We start from the raw sequence: 24,828 nt of genomic DNA, 5'->3' as shown, positions 1-24,828 counted from the left end.
ACCTTTTTCAAGCCCCCTTACAGAGAGCACTTTTACAGAAAGAATTGTACACCAACGATTATCTCTTCCCAAAAAATGATTTACTCTTGAAACCAAAAAGCAACTTGACTAAAATAGAATAATTGAGAGGATAAATGAATGTCAAAGACAATAACCATTCGAATCGATGATGATACATATTCAATATTCAAAAAAGCTGCGGAGGGTGACCGGAGATCAATTTCGAATTTTATTGAGTTTGCTACTATGTCCTATATATCTGAAGAGGCTTTCGTCACCGATGAAGAGATGGAAAACATTCTCTCCGATAGCGATCTGATAAATACATTAAAGAGAGGCGAATCAGAAATTCAATCCGGGAATTATAAAATTGTCGACTAAAGAATTCTCAATTGCAGAAACGACGTCATTTGAGAAGAAAATAAAGAAATCACAATATAAGTCGCTCTATTCAAAAATCACTTCCTATATCTACCCTCAATTGAAGAAGAATCCATTCTTTGGTCCAAACATAAAACGTCTCAAGGGTGAGCTTTCTAAATTTTACCGTTATCGCTTAGGTAATTACCGATTATTCTATAAAATAGAAGAAGAACGCGTGATGGTGTTTGTTATTGATATCGAACATCGGAAAGATGCATACAGATAGATGCCATATAACAAGGACTTCGAGACCGATTCGCCTATTGTCACGGTCCTTGCTTCGGCTGCGTCGGCAAGGACTCGCCTATTGTCATGGAGTTTGCTATTCCTGCCCTGAAGGGCAGGGCAAACTCCACGCCAATTGACGGCGTGCCGTACAAGCGGTTTTTATGTAGGATGACCGTATGTACTTTCGATAACCTGCTCTCTATCCATCATGACCAACCACAGCCCTGACCACAAAAGTATACACTTCAAAGAAGTGCCGAAGGCGGGGCAGCCATCTATGCCTCCGAAGCCGGGTCCGCCGAAGCCGTATTGCTTTGACAGCCCGGGCAACCCGGGATATTGTTCAATTATCGAACAAATACCGGAGTCCAAACCCACGGCCGCATGTACCAGACCGGCCCCGGGATCTCCGGCACCACAGAGGCGGAGGCCTTCCGCCCCAGCCCGGTGAGCGTGTTTCGGCCGCCTCCGGACAGGACTACCAACCAGGATCCTACCGGCTTGTCTTCAAGCCCGGGAATGGGCGGAGCCGCGTCTTCCGGGACGATACTAGGGACGAAGATGATCCCAGGTACGGTGGATCTGGAACGAAATCAGCATAACGATCCTATAGTGCGCAAAAAAGGTTGTAACATTGCACCCCGGCGACACCACCCATGAGTGGAATCATTGGTTGCACCGCTATATCTGGTGTCGTTTACAACCTTTTGCGCACTATGAAATAAAAGCCATGGCAGAAAAAAAAGGGCCTTCCCCCGGGAACCCCAAACCAGACCAATTCAATACACCACCTCTCCACGGTCAGCCCCCTGGAAACCAAGGCAAGGAGCAGCCGGGAGCCAGTAGGACGCAGCCGAAAACAAACCGGGGAATGCCATCCAAAAGCCAGGGCCAACAAGGTACCGGCCTGGAGCCAAAAGAACATAGTCACGAGCCGACCAAAGGGCCTACAGAAGCCTCAAAGGCCGATCAAGATTCCCGGGACAACCCACCGGAGCAGCAAACCAGTCCCACCGAACCCTCCCAGGCTCAGCAGCACGAGGCCGATTTAGAGTACCAGGCCCTGCAGAGTATTCAGACCATTCAGGCCCAAAAAGCCGACCAGCTGCGCCAGCGCGACCTGGCTGCGGTACTGGGCATCAGCCTGGGCATGACCAACAGCATCATCAAACGCCTGGTGCACAAGGGCTGGCTGGTAATGCACAAGGTAAACGGCCGCAACCTGGCCTACAGCCTGACCCCCGAGGGTACCCGGGAGGTGGCCAAGCGCAGCTACCGCTACCTGCGCCGCACCATCGGCAGCGTGGTCCGCTGGAAACAAACCATCGACAACCTGGCCCTGGACGCCAAACATCGGGGTCGCCGCAGCATAACCCTGGTGGGCCCCAGCGACCTGGATTTTATCGTCGAGCATACCGCCGGCCGCCACGGCCTGGGCTTTCGTCACATATCTGAGGGTGATTTCAATGCCCGCCCCTCCCGCACCCCTTCTTCTTCCGAGCTGGTTCTCTTCGGGGAGGGGGTCGCTGCGCCGGAGAGAATGAAAAGTACGGCACAGCATGTTGCTGGTGGACAAGCCGGACCTTACTACCTACAAGTACTACTCGTGGAGGATCAATGAACAACCCTGATTTACAGATGATCGGTCGAACCAATGAATTATTAGCAAAGGATGTTGAGTCTTGGGAATCAGAGCTCTCAAAAAAGGTTGAGCAATCAAGTTTCTTAGTCATCGGCGGTGCGGGGTCAATTGGACAGGCAGTCACCAAGGAGATATTCAAGCGTAATCCGAAAAAGCTGCATGTTGTCGACCTAAGCGAGAACAATCTTGTAGAACTCGTCCGAGATATTCGAAGCTCTTTTGGGTATATTTCTGGTGATTTCAGTACCTTTGCCATCGATTGCGGGTCTGTGGAATTCGAGGCCTATATCACTGCCCAGCCTACTTTTGACTACGTCCTCAATCTCTCGGCTTTGAAGCATGTTCGGAGTGAACGCGATCCCTACACGCTCATGAGAATGGTGCAGGTAAATATCCTTAACACCATAAAAACTATTGAACTCGCAATTAAGACCGGAGCTAAGAAGTACTTTTGTGTATCTACCGATAAGGCAGCCAATCCGGTAAATATGATGGGTGCTTCAAAGCGAATAATGGAGCAGTACCTTTTCTCATACGCTGACAAAATCACCATATCCACGGCACGCTTTGCCAATGTGGCCTTTTCTGATGGCAGTTTATTACAAGGGTTTACGAAACGTATAGAAAAAAACCAGCCGATATCCGCCCCCAACGATGTGCGCCGGTATTTTGTGACGTTTGAAGAGGCCGGGCAGCTGTGTCTCATGTCCACCATTCTTGGGGAAAGCAAGGAGATTTTCTTTCCCAAGCTCAGTGAGGAATTGAATCTGATTACCTTCTCAGAGATCGCAAAAAACTTCCTGAAATCACGGGGTTACCAAGCTGTAGAGTGTGCATCAGAAGATGAAGCACGGTCCTCGGTAGCTACCCTTAAACAGGATGGCAGGTGGCCGTGCTATTTTTCTAAAAGTGATACGACGGGGGAAAAAGATTTTGAAGAGTTTTTCACGCCGGGAGAAGAGGTGGATTTAGACCGCTTCTCGACTCTAGGTGTTGTTTTAAACTCTCATGGAGCTGATCAATCCCTCCTACGGGATTTTACCCAAACCATCCATTCTTTACTCAAGCGGGGAAGCTGGGAGAAGACAGAATTAGTTGCATTATTCAAAACCTTATTGCCAAATTTTGGGCACAAGGAAACAGGAAAATACCTTGATGGGAAGATGTGAGGAACATTATGGCATATAAAATTCCATTGGCGGAGCCCTCCCTTGGGCAAGAAGAACTCCAGGCCGTTCAATCAGTGGTACAGCGTAATTGGTTAACAATGGGACCAGTAACGAATGAGTTCGAGAAGATGTTCGCCGAGAAGATCGGTGTAAAATATGCATTTTCTGTCTCAAACTGTACTGCTGCACTACATATGGCCTGTTTGTCTATTGGCCTTGGACCTGGTGATGAAGTTCTTTGTCCAGTACTAAGTTTTGTTGCTACTGCGAATGCCATCGAATATACTGGGGCTCAAGCAGTTTTTGTAAATCCAAAGTCTGTTTCCGATTTGACTTTGGATCCTGAAGAGATCGAGAAAAAGATTACACCAAATACTAAGGCAATTATGGTGATGCATTACGGAGGTTACTCCGTTGAGATGGGCAAAATACTCAGTATTGCAAATAAATATGATCTTCATATTATTGAAGATTGTGCACATTCCATTCTTGGGAAGAATTCGGACGGCTCTTATCTTGGAACCAAAGGTAATATTGCTTGTTTCAGTTTTTATGGAAATAAGAACATGACAACCGGAGAGGGCGGAATGGTTGTCACGAATTCTGATGATTATGCTGATACACTTAAATTGTTACGTTCACATGGAATGACTACTCTGAGTTTTGATCGTTTTAAGGGGCATGCATCGGAGTATGAGGTTAGACTTCTCGGTTACAATTATAGACTAGATGATTTGCGCGCTAGTATAGGCATTGAACAATTAAAAAAGGTTGAAGGTTTCAACCAGCGGAGACAAGAATTAGTTACCCGCTACTTTGATCAATTAATAAATAATAGTAATATATTTATACCTTTTTTAGAGAGAATTTTAAGTGAGTCAGCATGCCACTTAATGGTAATTATCCCCAAAGAGAATCCAGATGGATTGAGAGAATACTTGAGTTCTAACGGTATTCAAACTAGCCGGCATTATAAGTTGATCTCTGATTTTTCTTATTATAAAAATCATAAATTTAAGTTAAACGAACCATTGTTGAATAACATTGTTACACTGCCGTTGTATCCAACTTTACGCGATGAGGAAGTCGATTATATTTGTTCGATGATTAATAAATTTTATGACAGTTAGTAGGCGTGTAATTTTAATTGGCTATTTTGATGAGATTGTTGAGCTCATTGGAGAGGACTCCTCATTGCAAATAGTAGGGTATACAGATTTAGTACAATACGGCGATTGTGAGCAAAAATATCTTGGTTCTGACCAGGGTTTCTTAATGTCAGAAATAGATACCTCAATTAGATTTGTTGTGAGTCCAGATTCACCTAGAATCAGGAAGAAGCTTTTTGAAAGTTATTACCAATTGGGAATGGGTCCTCAAACAGTGATTTCTGATAAAGCTTATATTTCTAAATCAGCTAAATTAGGGAATGGTAGTCTTATTCAGCGCTTTTCCTCAGTTTCGTCTAATTCTACTTTGGGGAATGGTGTTCGCCTTAACTATTATGCGAATGTAACACACAATGTTGAGATAGGTGATTATTCTGTTTTGGCACCAGGGTGTACAGTATTAGGTGGATCAAAAATTGGAAATTGTACATATATAGGGGCCAATGCCGTTATACACCCCAAAGTACAGATTGGAAGCAATGTTATTATAGGTGCAGGTGCAAATGTCACCCGGAATATTCCAGATAATGTAATTGCCTATGGTAATCCTGCAAAGATACAAAGGATGAATGATGCATAATAAGGATATTCAGACAAGAAGAATTTTGCCTAGTAATACACTTTTAGATGCCCTTACAAAAATGGATAGCGAGCATGTCCGTCTTCTGTTTATTATGGATGGATCGAAACTTATAGATTTAGTTAGTATAGGAGATATTCAGCGAGCATTATTAGCTAAAATTGGTCTTTCAACTAGTTTAATTGATATTCAAATTGGTAAAAAAATAATTGCTGATGAAACTACCCCAGAGGAACGGATAAAAGAATTGATGATTGAGCTCAGGCTTGAGTGCATGCCTGTGATTAAGAAGACATCCCGAGAACTTATAAAAATAATTCTCTGGGACGATTTATTCCCAGAAAAACCAACTGCACGGTCAATCAATCTTCCAGTTGTGATTATGGCTGGCGGTGAAGGAACGAGACTAAAACCATTAACAAATATTATCCCAAAACCACTAGTACCAGTGAACGATAAGGCGATCGTTCATGAAATAATGGATAGGTTCTCGAAATATGAATGCAGTAATTTTATTATGTCAGTAAATTACAAGGCAGATTTAATTGAGTATTACTTTAATTCCCTAGATCATAATTTTGATATTAAGTATATTTCCGAGGAAAAGCCCACCGGTACTGCCGGTAGTCTCTCGCTGATGAAAGATTATCTTAAAACCACATTTTTTGTTATAAATTGTGACATTCTGATTGATGAGGATTACTTTTCTATCCTAGATTATCACAGGGCAAATAATAATGAGTTAACGATGGTATCAGTAATCAAGCACTACCCAATTCCATATGGTGTGATAAATACAACTGCGGATGGTGTTTTGAGTTCGATAGAGGAGAAGCCAGACTATATCTTTCAGATAAATAGTGGGATGTATGTACTTGAACCACATCTACTAGATGAGATTCCTGAGGACACCTTTTTTCATATTACCCATTTAATTGATAAAATAAAAAATCGGGGAGGGCGAGTGGGAGTATTTCCTGTAAGTTCGGGTTCATGGTATGACATCGGAGAATGGGGTGAGTTGGTATCCACATATAAAAAATATAGGAAATACACTTGATCTATATACTTGGGAATAGTGAAAGCATTTTTATTGAGGATTATCTTAGGGTAATTGGCGCAGAAAAAGAAATCTGTTTGCTTGATACTTCCTTAAATTACATTCCTATGCCTCATAAAGGTAGGGATGAGTCAAACCCTGAGTACTGGTGGGAAAAAGCACGAAAGTGTACCGCCAGTCCTCTAAGGAAGTTTGGTTGGTATTTTTCCCTAGGGATGTGCCTAACAAGTAATGACACTCTACACATACATTATCTAGGTGGAGCTCGAGAAGTAATAATTTTATTAGGTGCAAAATTACGTAGGGCGAATTCTATCATCACATTTTGGGGCTCAGACTTATTTGTTCCGGTAAATACGTTTCGCTTCTTGATGAAGAAAATTGCAGTTTTTTTGTCGAGTTTGGTCTCTCTTAGCACAGATGAAATGAAGGAGTTTTTCTATAAAAAGTACCGATATAAAAAACAAGTGAATATGGCCCGTTTTGCACTTCCGAATATAGAGAATATTAAAGAATTATGTAAAAAACACAGTGACGATGAGCAAGAGAAATTCAGAATCAAAGTCGGTTACAATGCGAGGTCTCAGCAGCAGCATATACCAATACTCCAGGAGTTAGAAAAAATTCCGGCTGAAGTAAAAAGCAAAATTACCGTTTATTTACCACTAGGCTATGGACGCAGCGATTTGGATTACTTGGGAGCACTAAAAGCGGTTATTGCATCATCTACCATAGAAATCAAATCGAATGAATCTTTTTTGTCGGATATTGAGTTAGCTAAGTCAACATTAGAAACCGATGTATTCATTAATTTACAAGAAACTGATGCACAATCCGCGTCTATGCAAGAGCATATGTTTGCAGGGAGTATAGTCATCACTGGAAACTGGTTGCCCTATGATAAGTTACGAAAAGAAGGCTGTTACTTTCATTCGATTGACTCAATAGGGTGTTTATCTGAGACTCTGAGCCAAATCTTAGGGGACATTGAGGTTGAAAAGCAAAAAGCATCAGTAAATACTTCCATTATTGATAGGATATCATCATGGGCTGCAGTAAAGAGCCAATGGCTTGACTTATATAATGGTGCTCGTAGGTGAGTAAGCAAACCGAATTTTCTAAATTCTTTAGGGGGCTTAGCGGGTTCTCTATTGGCCCCATAGTATCTGCGTTAATTGCCTTTGCTGTAGTTCCCATTACAACGTTCCTTATTTCACCTGAAGAACTAGGGCGAGGGTCCTTTTTCATTACTATAAATCAACTAATACAATTGATCACTGTTCTTGGTTTTGATCAGGCGTTTGTAAGGGAATATCACCAGTCGACCGATAAAAAAAGCCTATTCACCAATTCCTTTATTCCACCGCTACTGTTTTCTGGATTGATCGGAATAATTGTGGTGATATGGTGGAAGCCGGTTTCCAATCTGGTTGTTGAGGAGCAATCATTTTTGGTCGCTGGGTTGCTATGTGTTTCTGCTGTATTATCAGTTGTACTAAGGTTTTCGTCTCTGCTTATTCGTATGCGAGAGAAAGCTTTATTGTATTCTGTTTTCAATATATCAAATAAAGTCACCAATGTTTTAGTGCTTTTACTGTTTGCATACTTAATACAGGCAGATTACTTGGCGGTAGTTGTTGCATTTGTTACTTCTCTTGTTCTTACTAGCCTCCTTCAGAGATTGTATCTGAATAAGACCTGGGAACTTGATCTAAAAAGTTTGAACATCCGGGAACAGGTGTCTTATTTAAAGTATGGTACACCCCTTGCTATTGCAGGAGCGTTCATGTGGATATTAAATTCTATGGATAAAGTAGCACTACGTTCATGGTCAACTTTTTATGAATTAGGGCTGTATTCTAATGCTTTTAGAATCGCAGGGCTTTTCACAATTATTCAAACTGCTTTCAGTACATTTTATGCACCAACCAGCTATCGATGGTATTCAGAAGAACCGGGTACAAAACGCTTTAGCATAATTAGTTCTCTCATGGCGTATGTTCTAACAATCATATTTATTGTAGTTGCCGTTTCTAAAGACCTGGTAAAAATAATTATTGATGAGTCATACTATGCTTCGCTTACAATGATCCCCTTTCTGCTTTTTTTTCCGGTGATGTATACTCTCTCCGAAACCACAGGTTTGGCGATTTCCTTTAAGAGAAAAACATGGTTGACTCTCGTAGTTACGATCGTAGCTGCGATGGTGAATCTAGTTGGTAACATACTTTTAGTACCAACTTATGGAGGATTCGGAGCCTCTGTAAGTACCGGCATTTCATTTATTGTCTTTTTTTGGTTAAGAACCCTAATTGCGCACAGTCAATTGACGTTAGTTACATTGAAACCCCATGTTTTTACTACGTTATCAATGTTACTTATAGCTATCTTGGTATCCATTAACGTGCAAGGACTCATTTTGTACGGGTGTGCAGGTTTACTTATATTAATTTTTACTCGGTTAGCAATCAAAAAAATTTATGAGTTTAAAAGGATTTAATTAGGAAACATGATGATTAAAATTGCTCTCATCGGCTGTGGCCGCATCAGTTACAAGCATATAGAAGCATACCAGAACAACAAAGAATTGGTACAATTGGTAGCCGTATGTGATCCAGACCTTAACCGGGCAGAAGAAAAAAAACAGGAATACTACACGAAAACAGGTCATGTGAATCAAGTTGAAGTCTATCAAGATTATCACGACTTGATTGCGAAGGAAGAAATCGATCTGGTTGCTATTGCAACAGAATCAGGTATCCATGCTCAGATTGCCATCGATGCCATGCGTGCTGGTTTTCATGTATTAACAGAAAAGCCCATGGCTTTGGATACGGATGATATGACCCGTGTGATTAGTGTTTCTGAAGATACTGGTATGCGGCTTGGTGTGTGCTTCCAAAATAGGTTTAATGCACCTATTCAGAGATTGCGGACTGCTGTAGAACAGGGGCGTTTTGGCCGAATCTTGCATGGACAAATTCAAATCCGATGGAACAGGAATGAAGGGTACTATGCCCAGGCCCCCTGGCGGGGAACATGGGCTCAAGACGGCGGCACCCTAATGAATCAGTGTACCCACGGAATTGATCTGCTCCAGTGGCTCATGAATAGTCCGGTTAAAAGAGTTCATGGAGTAACAAGGAAGTTCCAGAGACCTATTGAGGCTGAAGACTTCGGATCAGCCATCCTTGAATTTGAAAGCGGCGCGGTGGGAATAATTGAGGGCACTGCAAATGTGTACCCGACAAATATAAACGAAACACTAAGTATCTTTGGTGAAAGAGGATCTGCTGTCATTGGCGGTCTTGCTGTAAATAAGATTGAAACCTGGAGATTCGCCGATGCGCAAGAGTATGGGGACCTTGAAGACTCTGTAGTAAATCCACATGAGAAGGATCCGCCGAGTGTGTATGGTTTTGGCCACACCGCCCTGTATAGGGATTTTATTGATGCTATCCGAGAAGATCGTGATCCCGCGGTTTCTGGGGAGGAGGGAAGGAAGGCGGTAGATGTTGTTCTGGCCATCTACAAGTCGATGAAAGACGGACGACCCGTAGACCTTCCATTTGAGTTCAAGACCACCGATATGGTGGGAACCTTTTCATAAGGAGCTATGAGAATGCAATTTGTCGACCTTGGTAAGCAATATAGAGAGTATAAAAAAGAAATAGACCAGGCAATTCAGGGTGTACTTGATAGTACGCAGTTTATAAATGGTGATGAGGTTTCATCTCTCGAGGCTGAGCTTGCGGATTTCGCAGGTGTTTCCTATGCTATAGGGTGTTCGTCCGGAACCGATGCATTACTTGTACCGCTTATGGCGAAGGGTGTTAAACCAGGGGATGAGATACTTGTTCCCGCTTTTACCTATTTTGCTACCGCTAGTATGGTGAGCCATTGGGGAGCACGGCCTGTATTTGTTGATGTTGATCCAATTACGTTTAATATTGATCCGGCAAAAATTGAAGAAAAGATTACCAATAAGACGCGTGGGATCTTTGCCGTTTCCTTGTATGGTCAACCAGCGGACTTCGATGCGATAAACAGCATCGCCAAAGCACATGGACTTTGGGTACTTGAAGATGCGGCGCAATCCTTTGGTGCACGCTCTGGTAGTAAATGTTCTTGCAATCTCAGTGAGATCGCCACGACAAGTTTTTTTCCTGCAAAGCCTTTGGGTTGTTATGGCGACGGTGGAGCAATGTTCACTAATGATCCTGATCTTGCCGACCTGCTTAGAAAATATATTAATCATGGACAATCAAAGCGGTACCATCATAGATACGTTGGCATTAACGGAAGGCTTGATACCATTCAGGCAGCAATATTGCGGGTAAAGTTAAGAAACTTTTCTCAAGAGATTGAGCTGCGCAATGAGGCTGCTGCATATTATACCAAGCATCTACAAGATATTGTTGAGACACCGGTGATTATAGATGGGAATGTTTCTTCTTGGGCCCAATATACAATCAAGGTTGAAAATCGGGACAAGGTGAGAGAAGTATTGTCCACAAAAGAAATACCAACCTCTGTGCATTATCCTATGCCGCTATATAAACAAGAAGCCTTCTCTTATCTTAAGGATTCTGGACCGTACCCGGTAAGCGATTCTCTGAGTACACAGGTATTAAGTCTGCCAATGCACGCATTCATTACTCGGAACGAACAGGATGAGGTGATTGCTTCCATCCGAGAGGCAATTCATGGCTAAAGAAGAAAATTACTTCGTCCACGAAAGCTCCTATGTGGATGAGGGGGCAAGAATAGGTCCGGGGACAAAGGTGTGGCATTTTACCCATATAATGCCACATGCTGTTATCGGTTCAGACTGCTCCCTGGGACAGAATGTGAATGTTGGTTCTCGGGCTATTATCGGCAATAGGGTGAAGGTTCAGAACAATGTCAGTATTTATGATGATGTTGTTCTTGAAGATGATGTGTTTTGCGGCCCGTCCTGTGTATTTACTAATGTAATAAACCCGAGAGCCTTCGTTGAACGGAAGGCGGAGTATAAGAAGACTGTTGTAAAACAAGGCGCATCCATTGGTGCTAATGCAACAATCGTGTGCGGAGTAACCTTGGGAGAATATTGCTTCATAGGAGCCGGTGCGGTTGTTACTAAAGATGTGCCCGCCCATGCCTTAGTGTACGGTAATCCAGCAAAGGCTAATGGTTGGGTGTGCAAATGCGGAGAGAAATTAAATAGCGACCTGATTTGCCCGACGTGTGGTACTGAATATCTCCAACGGGAGGGATTGTTAGAAGGGAAGGAACAACATTGAAGAAGATAATAACGGTAGTAGGCGCACGCCCTCAATTTGTAAAAGCCGCAGTCCTCAGCCGGAAAATAAGAGAGAAATATGCACACTTTTTTGAAGAGCTTATTGTACACACAGGACAACATTACGATGCAAATATGTCTGAGGTGTTTTTTGATCAAATGAAAATTCCCAAACCGCATAGAAACCTGGAAATAGGCTCCGGTAGTCATGGAGCTATGACGGGAAGGATGCTGGAAGGAATTGAAGGAATTTTAAAAGAGGAGTGTCCTGATTGTTTATTAACCTATGGCGATACAAACTCTACTATCGCAGGAGCTCTTGCTGCAAGTAAGCTACACATACCCGTTGTTCATGTAGAGGCAGGATTACGAAGTTTTAATAAAAACATGCCAGAAGAGCAAAACCGTATTCTTACAGACCACATTTCGGATTTCTTGTTTTGTCCCACGGATACTGCAGTAGCGAATTTAAAAGAAGAAGGGATCAGTAAGGGTGTGTATAAAACCGGAGATATCATGCTTGATGCTTCATTGTACTATCGGCAATTTACCGTAAACCTGCCCTTTTCCCTGCCGGGGGAGTTCTTTTTAATCACTCTTCACCGGGCAGAGAATACCGATGATCCTGTGCGCCTTCGTAATATTGTAGAAGCTCTGAATGAATCACAGATCAATGGTGTGTTGCCCTTACATCCGAGAACAAAAAAGGTATTGGAACAACAAGGGTTAGAGTTCACATCAAACATAATTACTGTACCTCCGGTTAGTTTTTTTGAAATGATTGCACTTGAGGAAAAATGTATGGGAATAATTACTGACTCAGGTGGCGTGCAGAAGGAAGCATACTTTTTTAAAAAGCCTTGTATTACCTTGCGCGACCAAACCGAATGGGTAGAGACGGTAGATGCGGGTTGGAATGTCCTGGTTGGTTCTGAAAAAAATCGGATACTAGGTGCGATTAAATCTTTATCTGATAAACATCCATATAATGAACTCTACGGAAGTGGAAATGCTGCCGATGAAATACTTTCTGTTCTTAAAGGAGCAATTTAATGTCAACACATGAAGGATTTTTAACAAAGATAGCCAACAATTCAGTTAAAATCGGAGTTCTCGGCTTAGGGTATGTTGGTCTACCATTAGCGGTAACCTTCGCTAAAAAGGGTATTGAAGTTCTAGGTTTTGAAAAATCGGTAAAAAAAGCCCAAGATGCTGCGGCAGGCCGAAATTATATTTCGGACGTGACCGACGAGGATCTTCTCCTAGTCGTTCAGAATAAAACCTTCTCTGCTACAACGGATTTCAGCCGTCTTAATGAGTGTGATGCAATATTTATTTGTGTGCCCACCCCGTTAGACAGATTCCGTAAACCTGATATGCGGTATATTGAAGGGGCTTGTGAAGAAATTGGGCGTAATATGAAAAAAGGAACCTTCATTGCCTTAGAGAGTACAACCTATCCAACTACGACGGAAGATTTTATGCTCCCCATTATCGAACGTGAATCGGGATTAACCCATGGAACTGATTTTTGGCTTGCATATAGTCCAGAGCGTGTCGATCCAGGAAATACTACCTTTAAAACTGAGAACACACCAAAAGTGCTGGGAGCTATGACGGCAGAGGGGCAGGAAATCGGTATGGCCTTGTACAAGAAGGCTATAAATCAGGTTTTTCCTGTTAGTAGCCCCAAAGTCGCCGAAATGGTGAAAATACTCGAAAACACCTATAGATTGGTAAATATAAGCTTGATAAATGAGCTTGCATTATTGAGCGGTAAAATGGGGATTAATATCTGGGAGGTTATTGATGCAGCTAAAACAAAGCCCTACGGGTTTCAAGCCTTCTATCCAGGTCCCGGTATCGGTGGGCACTGTATTCCTTTGGATCCATTTTACCTGGAGTACATTGCTAAAAAATTCGATTTTGATTTAACCATGATCCATACTGCCGGACATATTGATATGCTCATGCCCCATAGGATGACTATAAAGATTACCTCGGCGCTTAACCGGCAGAAAAAATCAGTGAATGGATCCCGTATTCTTTTCGTGGGTGTGGCTTATAAGCCAAACATTGCTGATGAACGTGAAAGCCCTGCTTTAAAAATTATGCAGGAAGTAGCAAATAAGGGAGGTCTTGTAGAGTTCTTTGACCCACATGTGTACGAGGCTGTCACGGAGGATGGAACCCAGTACACTAGTAAGCCAGCGTTGGATGATGTTTCAATATATGATTGTGTTGTAATCACAACGAAACATAGCAGTGTGGACTTCGAAACGGTACGTGAACAAGCTAAATTAATTGTTGACTTGCAAAATGTGTATGAAGACGGTACAGACAGGATTTATAAACTTTGAGAATTGGTTATTTCTTATATCATGATATCAGCAAAAATGATGGTGTCACGAAAAAAGTCTTCATGCAAGTACAACAATGGCAGCGGTTTGGGCATGAGGTCAAATTATTTGTAGTTTCTGAGCACGTACCCAAGAATTATATCTCCTCAGAAATATGTGTTCCTAAGGGTGGTTTACTCAAATCTAAGTTTGGAATATACCATGAATTGAACCGTGCTGTTGAAGAGTTCGATCCTGACCGACTTTATTTAAGATACGTACCGTTTTGCAGAAATACTCTTGTTTTGCTTAGAGCTTATAAAACTGTGATTGAGATAAACTCCGACGAGATTAAAGAACAAAAACTTGTTTTAAGAAAAAACCCTAATGTAAAAAACTTATTAAGTCTTGTTGCTAATGCGATGACAAGAAATTTTCAACTTCAGCTAGCGGATGGACTGATTACTGTCACTAACGAGTTAAGAGTGAGAGCTGCAAAACTCCATCACAATACTATTGCGATTCCAAATTCAGCAGACTTATCTATTCAATTACAAATTAAAAAGGTCGATGTTGATAGAAGAATTGGTTTTTTCTTCATTGGGTCTCCCAATCAAAGCTGGCATGGTGTTGACTTGATTGTAGGTCTCGCCGAGCGCCTACCTGAATATGACTTTCATATTGTGGGTTCGGAAGGAGAGAGCACTACTAATCTATTCTACTATGGATACAGAACTGAATATGATGATATTCTTGCTAAGTGTGATATTTCCATAGGTTCATTAGCATTGTTTCGAGAAAATATGTTAGAAGCTTGTCCCCTTAAGGTACGAGAATACTTAGCCAGGGGTTTTCCCGTGATAATCGGTTATGAGGATACTGCCTTTTTAAAAGAGCTACCCAATTTCATATTAAAAATAGACTTGTCAAAGGGTATTTCTCAAAAGTCAATCCAGGAAATCAAATCTTTCGCTAAGAAAATGAAAAACTATATAGTTCGTCGTGATGAGATTGAGTCGATAGACAGCACAGTGGTTGAATCCCAGAGACTTAAATTTATGACGCAATTATAAAATCAACTTTAAAAGAACTTTTCTGATGGAATGTGATTATGGTAAAGGCTGCTTTCTGGTAAAAAAGTGATTGAATGAATAACATATCGAAAAAACCAGATTTTTTGGATCAATTCTATCGATTGATCTTATTCACAATACCATTTGATAATCTTTTTTTTGCACCTAGTGCCGGGTGGGCGACGATCACGCCCATGTTGGCTGCAGTTTGGGTGATCCTACGTTTAGCACTAGGCATTAGAATCGAACGAGTAGTGTTATTGAGACAATATGCTGTACTTCTCGGGTTTATTGCTCTAGTGAGTATTCCGGTTGTCTTTTATCCTATACAGATTGGAAATTATATTTCAAGCTTGTTTACGATTGTACTTGGTTTTTCAGTTTTTTTACTATTCTATTTCCGGTATATTATTGATGGCAGATCACTGGAAGAAGATGTAGAAACGTTAATTTTTGCATATACCATTTCTATAATCTACGGTGTTATAAAGCTTTTTGTACATTTCCTTGATATTAACCTATTCAAGTCAATATTTATATTTATTGAAAAACGATACACTCCCCGTATGGGGTTTACGTTTACCGAACCTTCGTTTATTAGCATGCATGTATATGGGGTTCTTTTTATTGTTTATTCTGCATTAAAAAATGAATTAGCAAAAACAAAAGTGCGCTGGCTCATGGGAACCATGGTTCTCCTAGGTACAATTACTTTTTCTTCCATGCGTCTGCTTCTAGATTCAGTTGTTTTTATAACAATTTATCTATTTATTACTGCATTCATGCCTCAAAAATCTTTGAAAAAATCAATACTTTCCACATTGGTAATTCTGCTAGGAGTATTGGGTTGGTTTCTATTATTCGAACCGGTCCTGGAAAAAATTCCAAGACTTGCAAATATTGTATCCGCTGGGATATACAGTGATGGATCTTTAGCATCACGCTTTTTTAGGATTAATGCAACAGTTAAGGGATTATTTGAAGATCCTTTGCTGTTCCTATTCGGATCAGGATTGGGGAATATCTACATCCCACTACGGGAGGGATGGGAGGGTGCGTATGCTGAGTACGATAGTTTGTATCTTAAAGAAGTGATGGGGCTTAAGACTGCGCCGGTAGATAGTATCTTTAGCATGCCGTTCCGATTGATTGGTGAAATTGGGTTCTTTCCAGTTATGATCGGCGGGGTGTATATTGCGTTTAAATCCGTTCAGCAACGGGTCCCATTACTGGTAATTCTAACCACTTTTTGGTTATACATTCAATTTGATAGTTATACTTTTTATACTTTTTATATTTTTCTCGTACTGTTTATCTGTAAGCCTGAGATTAATTCTAATACTAAACTACAGAACAGAAGTGATGTACTATGAAACAAAAAAAAATTTTATTTATTGCACCATTCCCTCCTCCGGTAACAGGGCAATCTCTTATATCTAAACAGCTCTTCCATTGCTTAGGTCGGAAGTTCTCAATGGTTCCAATTGATTTTACAAAAGGGAACTTTGAACAAGGTAAAGCACGGGTGAAGCGACTATTACAGGTCCTAGAAGTAGTTCGGGACTCAATTCGTCTTGGCACGGTTGATATTGTTTACCTGACAGTCTCTCAGTCGCTTTTAGGAAATCTCAAGGACCTTTTAATCATGATATTCGCAAGAGCACCGGTTGTTTTACATCTGCATGGAGGAGGGATATACGAGACGGTATTTCGTTCGCATAAAATCTTGGCTGAATTTAATAAACGAGTTTATCTAAAAAAAGTGAAAAAAATTATTATATTAAGCGATTCCTTGCAGTCCAATTATCCATTTATTGAGAGAAAAGATTACTTCGTTTCCATACCAAACTTCGTTTCTGAAGACTTGTTTATGCCCCTTCAGGGTATTGAAAGAAAATTCCATACTAGCGAGAAGCTGAAGGTTTTATTTTTATCGAATCTCCTAGAAGAAAAGGGTTATCGAGAAATAGTCAAGGCGTTTCTTAGTTTGAGTGAACATACACGCGAGTCTTTAGAGTTGCACATTGCAGGTGCATTTGAGAATGAAGGCAGTGAGGAATGGATGTCTGATATTCTCCAGAAATCATGTGGCATTTTCTATCATGGGATAGTTGCTTCTGAGAGTAAGCGTGAGTTGTTGCAGGGATCGCATATTTTTATTTTACCAACATATTACCGTTATGAAGGTCAACCGGTTAGCATTCTTGAGGCATATGCGACTGGTAATGTTGTTATTACCACAGATCAAGGTGGGATACCAGATGTTTTCTGTGCTCCAGAAAACGGGTACTTAGTAGTTAAAAAGTCCATTCAAGCTATACAGAGAACGCTTGAAGAAATCGTAAAATCTTTTTCAATTGACAATACAATGCTATTACAAATCGCAATAAAGAACTCGGAATATGCACGTAGAGAATTCACTGAAGAAAAATTTTCTGAGAACTTTTTTACTCTCATTGATGAAATCATGCCTGTTGATGATCATAATGAAGTAGTGCTAAAGCAGGGGCCCCGTGAAAATTAGTGTCATAACTGTATCATTTAATAATGAGCAGACAATTGCTGATACCATACAATCAATAAAAGAGCAGGACCACCGGAATATTGAATATATTATTATTGATGGTGCCTCCCAGGATACCACATTACAGGTGATAGATAGCTTTGGACCTGTAGTCTCTCATGTAGTGTCTGAGCCTGATCGTGGAATATATGATGCAATGAATAAGGGAATTGGGATTGCTTCAGGTGACGCAATTGGATTCTTAAATGCAGACGATATGTACTATGATTCAAAGGTTCTTAGCGACGTGGACTTGTTGTTTAAGAGGACAAATAGCGATGTGGTTTACGGTGATATTGAGTTCGTCGATCCAGTGCACACCAACCGAGTAAAGAGAAAGTGGAGAGCTGGAGAATATAAACCCGGAAGTTTTGTCCGTGGATGGATGCCTCCTCACCCGGCGTTCTTTGCAAAAAAAAGTATTTTTTTAAAATACGGAAGCTTCAGACTCGATCTTGGTTCTTCAGCCGACTACGAATTAATGTTGAGGTTTTTGCATGTGAATAAAGTGCCTGCGGTCTACCTATCCAGGATGTGTGTAAAAATGAGGTTAGGTGGGGCGAGTAATGCGAATTTAGGAAACCGATTGCTTGCGAATAGTAATGACAAGAAGAGTTGGGTAGTTAACGGGATAAGGCCAAAATGGTATACGACTATTTTGAAACCTCTAAGGAAAATATCTCAATTTTTTGTTTAATAATTTGGTTATGAACAAGACTAATGGATTGAATTAAGGAGAAGACCAAGGGATGGCGAAAAAAGCACTCATTACAGGCATAACTGGTCAGGATGGAGCATATTTAACGGAATTTCTTTTGAATAAAGGCTACGAAGTACATGGACTGAAGCGTCGATCGTCCTTGTTTAATACGGATCGAATTGACCATTTATACCAAGATCCTCATGAATCTGATGTCCGATTAAAACTTCATTATGGTGATATGACCGATAGTATGAATCTGACCCGGCTTATACAAGAAATCCAACCTGATGAAATCTACAATTTGGCTGCGATGAGCCATGTTCAAGTAAGTTTTGAAACTCCTGAATATACAGCCAATGCAGACGGGATTGGTACCTTGCGTGTGCTTGAGGCGGTGCGACTTCTCGGCCTTTCAGAGAAAACAAGGGTCTATCAGGCAAGTACTAGTGAACTGTTTGGGAAGGTTCAAGAGATTCCGCAGAAAGAAACTACTCCTTTTTACCCTCGAAGTCCCTACGCGGTAGCAAAAATGTATGCCTATTGGATTACGGTTAACTACAGAGAAGCGTATAATCTATTTGCCTGTAATGGAATATTGTTCAATCATGAAAGTCCCATCAGAGGCGAAACGTTTGTTACCAGAAAAATAACTCGTGCAGCAGCGAAAATAATTCTAGGATTACAAGATTGTCTCTTCCTCGGGAATCTTGATTCAAAACGTGATTGGGGACATGCAAAAGATTATGTAGAAATGATGTGGTTAATCCTTCAGGCAGATATCCCGGAGGATTGGGTTATTGCAACCGGAGTAACAACATCGGTTCGTGATTTTGTGAGAATGGCCTTCGCTCATGTTGGTGTATCCTTGGAATTCAAAGGCAGCGGGGTAGATGAGGTTGGTGTCGTTTCTAAAGTGAATCCTACAGATCCCGAGTTGGAATGCAAATTAACGGTAGGCCAAGAAGTAGTGCGGGTAGACCCAAGGTATTTCCGGCCGACTGAGGTAGATATTCTTATTGGGGATCCAACAAAGGCAAAAGAAAAGCTTGGATGGGTTCCTAGGTATACTCTTGATGAGCTTGTAAAGGATATGATGGAAGGAGATGTGGCTCTAATGAAAAAAGATAAATATTTAATTGAAGCGGGCCATCAAATCTTTAGGTACTTCGAATGATGAATCAAGAATCAAAGATTTTTTTGGCTGGTCATAGAGGATTAGTAGGCAGCGCCATACATAAGAATTTACTCGCCAAAGGGTATAATAATATCATTACGCGGACTCATGCCGAATTAGAATTGACTAATCAGGCGGCTGTTGACGAATTCTTTTTACAGCAGAAACCAGAATACGTATTTCTTGCTGCTGCGAAGGTAGGAGGTATTGTTGCAAATAATACCTATCGGGGAGATTTTATCTATACGAACTTGATGATCCAAAATAATGTTATTCATTCGAGTTACGTACATGGGGTTAAAAAATTGCTATTCTTAGGAAGCACATGTATCTACCCCAGACTAGCTCCTCAGCCTATGCCTGAGAGTTGCCTACTAACAGGTGAACTAGAGTATACCAACGAGCCGTATGCTATTGCGAAAATTGCCGGGATAAAGCTTTGTGAGAGTTATAATATACAATATGGCACAAATTTTTTATCGGTGATGCCAACGAACCTTTATGGACCTGGGGATAATTTTGATCTAGAAAAATCTCATGTATTACCCGCACTTTTAAGAAAATTACACCTTGCGAAACTGCTTCATCACGAGGACTTTGAAGGTATTGTCAAAGATTTGGGTGTTTCTTCCTTTGAGGATGCAGTGCCTATACTGGATAGGTTCGGTGTTTCTAAAGACGTTGTGGAAATCTGGGGTAGTGGAAAACCACGCCGTGAGTTCCTTTGGAGTGAAGACATGGCTGATGCATGTGTGTTTATTATGGAGCATCAAGATTTCTCGGATCTAATTAAAGACAAGACGAGGGAGATACGGAATACCCATATAAATATTGGCACTGGCATAGATATAAGCATTCGAGATCTTGCCGAACTCCTTCGTGAAGTTGTTGGTTTTCCAGGAGACTTAAGATTCAATCCTGATTTACCAGATGGGACGTATCAAAAACTCACCGATGTTAGTAAATTGAATCAATTAGGCTGGAAGTATTCTACATCCCTAGAACAGGGATTACCGAGGCTGTACGAAAATTATTTAGGGCAGCCTTGAGTTAAGTTGAGAGCCGGTAAAAATCTGTCAACCTGTCTCTCAATGCTCATATAGCTCGTAACTGATTTGGACTAATTAAATTCTCATTAAATGAAAAAGAACTTTTAAAATGCGGCAACTAACCTCGCCTTTAGCGAGGTCACGATGTCATTACCCATTACGGTGGTAGGTCTTGGATATGTTGGATTGTCCAATGCAGCGGTGTTGTCAAAACACAACCATGTTATAGCCCTGGACATCGATCCAACTAGGGTAGATATGGTAAACTGCGGCCAGTCACCCATTATAGATCCGGAGCTGGCTGACTACCTGCAGAATAGGGGGTTGCACCTAAATGCAACCACGGATAAGCAGCAAGCCTATAAAGCATCCGACATTGTTATTATTGCCACGCCGACGAACTACGACCCGAAGAATAATTTTTTTGATACTACAACCGTTGAGTCGGTGATTGAGGATGTTCTTCGCGTGAACCCCCATGCAACCTTGGTCATAAAATCCACTGTACCGGTTGGATTCACGGCTCAGATGCGGGAGCGCTTTGGTACAAGGAACATTATTTTTTCCCCAGAATTCTTGAGGGAGGGGAAGGCCTTGTACGATAATCTGCATCCATCTCGAATTGTGGTGGGGGATCGGTCTGTCAAGGCTCGCCAATTTGCAGAGCTACTCAGGCAGGGTGCGTTAACAGAAGATGTGCCGGTGCTCTTTACTGACTCAACTGAGGCTGAGGCAATAAAGCTTTTTGCCAATACGTATTTGGCTATGCGGGTGGCATATTTTAATGAATTAGACAGTTACGCGGAAAGCCATGGTCTGAATACGAAGCAAATTATCCAGGGGGTCTGCCTTGATCCTCGTATTGGCGATTTTTATAATAACCCGAGTTTCGGGTACGGCGGTTACTGTCTACCAAAGGATACAAAGCAGCTTTTAGCCAACTACAATCGGGTCCCGAACAACATAATAAAGGCCATTGTAGATGCCAACCAGACCCGGAAGGACTATATTGCTGAACGTATTTTAGCAAGAAACCCGAAGACCGTCGGTATTTACCGCCTGACAATGAAGACCAATTCAGACAACTTTAGAGAGTCAGCCGTACAGGGAATAATGAAACGGATAAAGGCCAAAGGAATTCCGATAGTAGTGTACGAGCCGGCATTCACGGAGCAAGAGTTTTTTCGCTCCCCTGTTCTCCATGATCTAAAAGCCTTCAAAGAGACCTGTGACATTATTCTAACAAACCGAATGGCGGACGAACTCTTGGATGTTAAAGAGAAGGTCTATACCAGAGACCTTTACCAACGAGATTAGGATAAACACCAAACAACTCATTGACCCCTATTTATCCATTAGCTATTCTTTGGGCTGTTGATGCCCGAGAAGGATCTGAATCGGAATCAGGAAATAAATCTATGTCAGCGTGTTTCGGCCGCGGCATGGAGCTGTAGAACTATATATAATAGGAGAAAGTCCGAAACCGGCCTGGCTCGGAAACCTCTGTGTAATCTCGCAAATTGCTGGGTCATGCGTTATAGTGAAAGGTGCTGGCACAGTCAGGAAATAGTAAAAAGTATTTGAGAGGAACATGTTCAACACCGGTAGTCACTATAAGCGAGGCATATCTCTTGGGTTATTTTTTGCATTGCAGACCCTGGTAGCGGTAGGCTTTGCGGTCATAATAAATGATTTATTGGGTAACGGCCGAAGGCTCCTTACCCTCCTCGTATTTTCCGGGCTGTACAGCCTGCTCCATACCCTGTTTTCATGGGTGCTCATCCACTCGAAGAACTACCATATTTATCTTCGTGCTTCCCTGGGGCTCCTCATTCGGGCAACCGCCATCACCGCCGTGGTGTATATTGGATTTGCTCTACTCTTTATATATGGGTTCTACGGGATTTTACCGTCTCCGGCATTTCAATCCTCGGAGTTAACCGAGTATGCAAGTATCCTCGCCATCATTGCCGGAGGATCATCCCTAATAGCCAGCATTCTTATCTACATAGCCTTGTTTGCGTGGATCAGAAACTTGGCTACCGTGGGGTTTTTTAAGAAACGGATTCTGTATATTGGGGACCGTGCGACCGGAGACAGCATTATTAACGCCTTTATCGATTTCGGACGGTCACGGAAGATAGTCTGTTCTGCGGAGTACCGCAACGGCTTTTGGTATGCCCAATTATCCGGCCAGCCTCACCGGGAAATCTGGTATTCTTCTATTCAAGAATTAATCTATACCAACCACATCGGCGAGGTTTTGGTGCTTAACAACAGCGCCCCGACAAGCCAGATAAATAGGGTTCTTGATTTTTGCGAAGGCAACCATATAGTATATTCCGTTGTTGACCCTTTTAAACTGCGCAGCCACCGGGGAAAGATCCATATCGATAGTATCCTAGACGGATTGAGCCGCCGTACCTTCAACCGCGATACCTTTAGCTACGTAAGTCTCAAGCGGCTTGCCGATCTTGTTATTACCAGTCTTGCCTTTGTTGTCCTACTGCCCGTCTTCGGATTGGTGGCCTTGCTGATCTGGCTTGAAGACCGGGGACCCGCCCTCTATGTAAGTACGAGAATCGGTGTACATGGGCGGAAGATAAAATTTTACAAGTTCCGGTCCATGGTCATGGATGCTGAAAAGAAAAAAGCTGAGCTGTTACACCTAAACCAGCGGAAGGACGGACCGCTGTTTAAGCTGGACAACGATCCGCGCATAACCAAAATTGGTCATTTTATCCGGAAAACCAGCATCGACGAGCTTCCCCAGATGATCAACGTGTTAAAGGGCGATATGAGCATCATCGGGCCCCGGCCGCACCTACCCAATGAGGTTCAGGCATACACCACCCGGGACCATCTGCGGTTAGAATGCATTCCGGGTATTGCCTGCCTACCCCAGATCTACGGGCGCGATACCCTAGGATTCCGGGACTGGGTGGAATTAGACCTGTTATACCGGAAACAGGCATCGCTATACAAAGATGCTTGGATATTTGTCCGAGCTCTTTCGGTAAGCCTCTATCCCATTCTGCGTCGTATTCGACCAAAAAAACCAGTACGCACACCCCGGGCTGTTAGAAACGCCTTTCGGTACCAGCCTGATTAAAGGAAACAATACCCATGAGCGACTCTCCAGTGTCTCCTCCTCAGATCGAGGATGATGAGATTGATTTAGTAGAACTCTTTGCCATTCTGCTGCAGTACAGAAAAATGATCATCATTACTACCCTGGTGGTGGGCATTCTGGCCCTGGCTGCCATGGTAGTGACAAAGTTCATTCCCCCTGATATCAGCCCCCTGCCGGATGAGTATACATCAAACGGAAGGCTATTATTGAATCAATCAACCGGAGGCGGTTTGAGCAGTGCCATAGGCGGCGATCTGGCAGGCCTGGCCAGCCTTGCCGGGGTAAATGTATCCAGCGGCGGCTATGGACCCCTAGTAGTGCATATTGTAAAAAGCAATTCAATTCTTGATAGTATTGCTTCTGAGTTTGGGTACTACCAAAAATTGATTGATGAAGGAAACGAAATAGCCAAGACTGTTAGTAGAGATATTGTTCGTTCCATGATAGATGTACAGTTTTTACCCGACTTAAATATTGTAGAAATACTAGTAACAGATATTGATCCGTTGAAAGCTAAAAGAATCACCAATCGATTAATGGGCTTGGTTGATGAGAGGTTTGGTTCAATAGGAATTAATAAGACTTTATCCGAAAAGGCTTTGCTAGAACAAAAACTTACTGATGTTAAGTTGGAATTGACACGGCTTGAGGCTGAACTAAAAGATTTCCAAACAAGGCATGGAATATTAACGGTTGAACAGTTTGCTACCGAGCAGGTGACAATCCTCGCGAGAGCAAGAAGTGAGCTAATACTAAAAGAAATGGAAATATCTACGTATAGTGATTTTTCAATGATTAATGATCCTGTATTATTGAGAATGCGATCTGAAAGAAATGCATTGGAGAGGTTGATCCTACAACTCGAAGAAGGCAGATCTGATCGATTTTCTACTGGGATGTTAAGTCAGAAAGAGTTACCTGAACTGGCGCTTGAGTTTAGTAGATTGGAGCGCGATCTTCGTGTACAGGCAGAGATATATAAACTTCTTACTCAGCAATATGAATTAGTGAAACTAAAAGTAGAAGGTGAAGCTCCTGTATTTCAAATACTAGATTATGCGGAGGTGCCAGAAGCCAGTAGCTCTCCCGATCGGAAGATGATAATAATAATTGCTACCATGATAACCTTTTTTACTTCATGTTTCATTTCTTTTTTAAATCATTTTTTTAAAAAAGTGCTAAAAGATGAAGGTCGTCGGCAGTTGATAAAAAAAGGGTTAAAAAGAGAGTTATAAATCT

Annotated in this window: 23 protein-coding genes; all 23 read left to right on the top strand. The window is 41.9% G+C overall.

The features are described 5' to 3' along the window. The first annotated feature begins 138 nt into the window (after positions 1-138). The 23 genes from DC28_RS12525 to DC28_RS12425 all read left to right on the top strand — a co-directional run bounded on the left by DC28_RS12525 (position 139) and on the right by DC28_RS12425 (position 24,824). Complete coding sequence (locus tag DC28_RS12525; protein ID WP_037549265.1) at positions 139-381, top strand: hypothetical protein; 243 nt, start codon at positions 139-141, stop codon at positions 379-381. Further along, a complete protein-coding gene (locus DC28_RS16285) occupies positions 371-649 on the top strand; it encodes a type II toxin-antitoxin system RelE family toxin (protein WP_081942188.1) in 279 nt (92 codons plus the stop codon). Before DC28_RS12525 ends, DC28_RS16285 begins: the two co-directional genes overlap by 11 nt. 873 nt (positions 650-1,522) lie before the next feature. Continuing rightward, a complete protein-coding gene (locus DC28_RS15825; protein ID WP_162180238.1) occupies positions 1,523-2,272 on the top strand; it encodes a winged helix-turn-helix transcriptional regulator in 750 nt (249 codons plus the stop codon). After that, positions 2,269-3,462 (top strand): UDP-N-acetylglucosamine 4,6-dehydratase, encoded by a 1,194-nt coding sequence (locus DC28_RS12515; protein WP_037549263.1) that lies wholly within the window; start codon positions 2,269-2,271, stop codon positions 3,460-3,462. Before DC28_RS15825 ends, DC28_RS12515 begins: the two co-directional genes overlap by 4 nt. A gap of 8 nt (positions 3,463-3,470) precedes the next feature. Further along, positions 3,471-4,592, top strand: a complete 1,122-nt coding sequence (locus DC28_RS12510) for a DegT/DnrJ/EryC1/StrS family aminotransferase (RefSeq protein WP_037549261.1) — start codon at positions 3,471-3,473, stop codon at positions 4,590-4,592. After that, on the top strand, positions 4,582-5,211 hold the full coding sequence (locus DC28_RS16280) for an acetyltransferase (protein ID WP_081942187.1): 630 nt from the start codon (positions 4,582-4,584) through the stop codon (positions 5,209-5,211). Before DC28_RS12510 ends, DC28_RS16280 begins: the two co-directional genes overlap by 11 nt. Next, positions 5,201-6,271 (top strand): nucleotidyltransferase family protein, encoded by a 1,071-nt coding sequence (locus DC28_RS12505; RefSeq protein ID WP_037549259.1) that lies wholly within the window; start codon positions 5,201-5,203, stop codon positions 6,269-6,271. The genes DC28_RS16280 and DC28_RS12505 overlap by 11 nt, the downstream gene beginning before the upstream one ends. Then, complete coding sequence (locus DC28_RS15820) at positions 6,268-7,371, top strand: glycosyltransferase (protein WP_052078865.1); 1,104 nt, start codon at positions 6,268-6,270, stop codon at positions 7,369-7,371. The genes DC28_RS12505 and DC28_RS15820 overlap by 4 nt, the downstream gene beginning before the upstream one ends. Continuing rightward, positions 7,368-8,771 carry an oligosaccharide flippase family protein gene (locus DC28_RS12495; RefSeq protein ID WP_052078864.1) on the top strand — a complete coding sequence of 468 codons (1,404 nt, stop codon included), beginning with the start codon at positions 7,368-7,370 and terminating at the stop codon, positions 8,769-8,771. Before DC28_RS15820 ends, DC28_RS12495 begins: the two co-directional genes overlap by 4 nt. A 9-nt stretch (positions 8,772-8,780) precedes the next feature. Then, the gene (locus DC28_RS12490; RefSeq protein ID WP_037549256.1) at positions 8,781-9,881 is read left to right on the top strand and encodes a Gfo/Idh/MocA family protein; all 1,101 of its coding nucleotides are present in this window, start codon (positions 8,781-8,783) and stop codon (positions 9,879-9,881) included. A 12-nt stretch (positions 9,882-9,893) separates the two neighbouring features. After that, positions 9,894-10,985 carry a DegT/DnrJ/EryC1/StrS family aminotransferase gene (locus tag DC28_RS12485; RefSeq protein ID WP_202962977.1) on the top strand — a complete coding sequence of 364 codons (1,092 nt, stop codon included), beginning with the start codon at positions 9,894-9,896 and terminating at the stop codon, positions 10,983-10,985. Next, a complete protein-coding gene (locus tag DC28_RS12480) occupies positions 10,978-11,556 on the top strand; it encodes an acyltransferase (RefSeq protein ID WP_037549251.1) in 579 nt (192 codons plus the stop codon). The genes DC28_RS12485 and DC28_RS12480 overlap by 8 nt, the downstream gene beginning before the upstream one ends. After that, positions 11,553-12,608, top strand: coding sequence for a non-hydrolyzing UDP-N-acetylglucosamine 2-epimerase (gene wecB / locus DC28_RS12475; protein ID WP_037549248.1), 1,056 nt, complete (start codon positions 11,553-11,555; stop codon positions 12,606-12,608). The genes DC28_RS12480 and wecB overlap by 4 nt, the downstream gene beginning before the upstream one ends. Next, complete coding sequence (locus DC28_RS12470) at positions 12,608-13,915, top strand: nucleotide sugar dehydrogenase (RefSeq protein WP_037549246.1); 1,308 nt, start codon at positions 12,608-12,610, stop codon at positions 13,913-13,915. Before wecB ends, DC28_RS12470 begins: the two co-directional genes overlap by 1 nt. Then, positions 13,912-14,967 (top strand): glycosyltransferase family protein, encoded by a 1,056-nt coding sequence (locus tag DC28_RS12465; protein WP_037549244.1) that lies wholly within the window; start codon positions 13,912-13,914, stop codon positions 14,965-14,967. The genes DC28_RS12470 and DC28_RS12465 overlap by 4 nt, the downstream gene beginning before the upstream one ends. 74 nt (positions 14,968-15,041) lie before the next feature. Continuing rightward, positions 15,042-16,340, top strand: coding sequence for a hypothetical protein (locus DC28_RS12460; RefSeq protein WP_037549241.1), 1,299 nt, complete (start codon positions 15,042-15,044; stop codon positions 16,338-16,340). Further along, entirely contained in the window at positions 16,337-17,491 is a 1,155-nt protein-coding gene (locus DC28_RS12455) for a glycosyltransferase family 4 protein (protein WP_081942186.1), read from the top strand. Before DC28_RS12460 ends, DC28_RS12455 begins: the two co-directional genes overlap by 4 nt. Then, complete coding sequence (locus DC28_RS12450; protein WP_037549237.1) at positions 17,481-18,227, top strand: glycosyltransferase family 2 protein; 747 nt, start codon at positions 17,481-17,483, stop codon at positions 18,225-18,227. Before DC28_RS12455 ends, DC28_RS12450 begins: the two co-directional genes overlap by 11 nt. Positions 18,228-18,279: 52 nt before the next feature. After that, entirely contained in the window at positions 18,280-19,407 is a 1,128-nt protein-coding gene (gene gmd, locus DC28_RS12445) for a GDP-mannose 4,6-dehydratase (protein ID WP_037549235.1), read from the top strand. Then, positions 19,404-20,456: a GDP-L-fucose synthase family protein gene (locus DC28_RS12440; RefSeq protein ID WP_456242872.1), complete on the top strand. Its 1,053-nt coding sequence runs from the start codon at positions 19,404-19,406 to the stop codon at positions 20,454-20,456. Before gmd ends, DC28_RS12440 begins: the two co-directional genes overlap by 4 nt. Positions 20,457-20,600: 144 nt before the next feature. Continuing rightward, positions 20,601-21,773 (top strand): nucleotide sugar dehydrogenase, encoded by a 1,173-nt coding sequence (locus DC28_RS12435; RefSeq protein ID WP_037549232.1) that lies wholly within the window; start codon positions 20,601-20,603, stop codon positions 21,771-21,773. 274 nt (positions 21,774-22,047) lie between these two features. Then, positions 22,048-23,568, top strand: a complete 1,521-nt coding sequence (locus DC28_RS15815; protein ID WP_052078863.1) for a sugar transferase — start codon at positions 22,048-22,050, stop codon at positions 23,566-23,568. 14 nt (positions 23,569-23,582) lie between these two features. Then, positions 23,583-24,824, top strand: a complete 1,242-nt coding sequence (locus tag DC28_RS12425; protein ID WP_037549227.1) for a GumC family protein — start codon at positions 23,583-23,585, stop codon at positions 24,822-24,824. Positions 24,825-24,828 lie beyond the last annotated feature (4 nt).

The organism is Spirochaeta lutea (genome assembly GCF_000758165.1).
GTDB classification, from domain to species: Bacteria; Spirochaetota; Spirochaetia; order DSM-27196; family Salinispiraceae; genus Spirochaeta_D; species Spirochaeta_D lutea.
The sequence above is the reverse complement of the archived record's forward strand: the minus strand, read 5'-3'. Positions and strand labels throughout refer to the sequence as shown.